Source organism: Phormidesmis priestleyi ULC007 (genome assembly GCF_003003695.1).
Classification (GTDB): Bacteria; Cyanobacteriota; Cyanobacteriia; order Leptolyngbyales; family Leptolyngbyaceae; genus Phormidesmis_A; species Phormidesmis_A priestleyi_A.
Genome location: NZ_PVWG01000123.1, coordinates 1 through 1,168 on the forward strand (window position 1 = coordinate 1; position 1,168 = coordinate 1,168).

The window sequence follows — 1,168 nt, forward strand, 5'->3', positions numbered from 1 at the left end:
TGAGGTGGAACCCAAAAACTGGACAGGTGAATAAGCTCTAAACTTCCCACCCATGATAGGAATGGTTATGAGCAAAAACAAACGCAAACAGTACAGTTCTCAATTCAAAGCAAAAGTTGCGATTGAAGCGGTGAAAGGAGAGAAAACCATTGCTGAAATTGCGAGTCAATATAGCGTGCATCCGACGATGATTCACGGTTGGAAACGGCAGCTTTTAGAGGGCATGAGTGAGGTGTTTGAGCGAGGTTTCAACGCCAGCAAAGTGGAGCCAGAAGGGCAAGCCCACCTGGATGAGTTGTATCGACAGATTGGGCAATTGAAGGTCGAGCGCGATTTTTTAGTCAACAGGTCGGCACGATTAGGGCTGCCGACCGAAAAGCCTTGGTAGAGCCTGACCATGAACAGTTGAGCATTCAACGGCAATGTGAATTGCTGCGGATTCCCCGCTCTAGCTACTATTACCAGGCGCTCGCTCCGTCAGAGGAAGACTTGATGGTGATGCGGTTAATCGACCAGCAATATCTGGAAACCCCCTTTTACGGGAGCCGGAAGATGAGCGTCTTTCTCAAAACTCAGGGGTATGGGGTGAACCGCAAGCGCGTCCAGCGGTTGATGCGAGAGATGGGATTAGTTGCCATCTACCCCAAACCCAATACGAGCAAACCTCACCCGGAGCATCGAGTGTATCCCTACTTATTGAGAGGACTTGCGATTACGCAAGCCAACCAAGTCTGGTGTACTGACATTACTTATCTTCCAGTCTGTCGAGGACACTTCTATCTAGTGGCAGTGATGGATTGGGTTAGTCGTCACGTCTTGTCCTGGCGGATCTCCAACACTTTAGAAGTCCACTTTTGCGTGGAGGCGTTGGAAGAAGCCTTGTCCAACTACACCCCGCCCTTGATCTTCAACACGGATCAAGGGGCACAGTTTACAGCGAACGCCTTTACGACCTGTCTAAAAGCCTCTGGAGTTCAGATTAGTATGGATGGTCGAGGGCGCTGCCACGACAACATCTTTATCGAACGATTGTGGAGGAGTCTAAAGTATGAGTTGATTTATCTCAAAGCGTTCGAGGATGGTCAACACTTAACGCAAGAGGTCAACCAGTGGTTTCGTTGGTACAATCAAGTCCGTCCGCATCAAGGATTAGATTATCAAACACCAA

General features: G+C 49.0%; 1 protein-coding gene. It reads left to right on the forward strand.

What is annotated here, in order from left to right; translation table 11 throughout:
* Positions 1-67: 67 nt before the first annotated feature.
* Positions 68-1,168, forward strand: a protein-coding gene (locus tag C7B65_RS26960; protein ID WP_106254251.1) for an IS3 family transposase whose coding sequence is annotated in 2 segments (ribosomal slippage) — positions 68-332 and positions 332-1,168 — 1,102 coding nt annotated over the 2 segments. Because the reading frame shifts where the segments join, the coding sequence is not laid out codon by codon here. This gene is flagged as partial in the annotation.